Source organism: Streptomyces albiflavescens, assembly GCF_014645835.1.
In the GTDB taxonomy this organism is placed as follows: Bacteria; Actinomycetota; Actinomycetes; order Streptomycetales; family Streptomycetaceae; genus Streptomyces; species Streptomyces albiflavescens.
The window spans coordinates 1-750 of record NZ_BMMM01000050.1 but is presented as its reverse complement, the minus strand read 5'-3'; the positions used below and the strand labels follow the sequence as shown (position 1 = coordinate 750).

The 750-nt window shown below is 66.3% G+C and carries 1 protein-coding gene; it reads left to right on the top strand.

Annotated features, from left to right (window positions below):
* Window positions 1-750 (top strand): 2-oxoacid:ferredoxin oxidoreductase subunit beta (locus tag IEY95_RS48465; protein WP_189192733.1); only part of this gene is annotated, 750 nt, incomplete at both ends.

Sequence of the window (750 nt, the reverse complement as noted above, 5' to 3'; positions counted from 1 at the left end):
GCGGTCCAGGGCTTCATGCCGGAACTGGGTCTCGCCAAGGAGAACATCGTCTTCGTCTCCGGCATCGGCTGCTCGTCGCGCTTCCCGTACTACATGAACACGTACGGCATGCACTCCATCCACGGCCGCGCCCCCGCCATCGCCACCGGACTCGCCTCCAGCAGGCGGGACCTGAGCGTCTGGGTGGTCACCGGCGACGGCGACGCCCTCTCCATCGGCGGCAACCACCTCATCCACGCCCTGCGCCGCAACGTCAACCTCAAGATCCTGCTCTTCAACAACCGGATCTACGGCCTCACCAAGGGCCAGTACTCACCGACGTCAGAGGTCGGCAAGATCACCAAATCGACGCCGATGGGCTCGCTGGACGCACCCTTCAACCCCGTCTCCCTCGCCATCGGCGCGGAAGCCTCCTTCGTCGCCCGAACCATCGACTCGGACCGGCAGCACCTCACCGGCGTACTGCGCCAGGCCGCCGCACACCCCGGCACCGCACTGGTGGAGATCTACCAGAACTGCAACATCTTCAACGACGGCGCCTTCGACGCCCTCAAGGACAAGCAGCAGTCCCAGGAAGCGGTCATCCGCCTGGAACACGGGCAGCCCATCCGCTTCGGAGCCGACGGCGCCCGCGGTGTCGTACGCGATCAGCAGACCGGTGACCTCAAGGTCGTCACCGTCACGACGGAGAACGAGTCGCAGATCCTGGTCCACGACGCCCACTCCGCATCCCCCACCACCGCCTTCGCG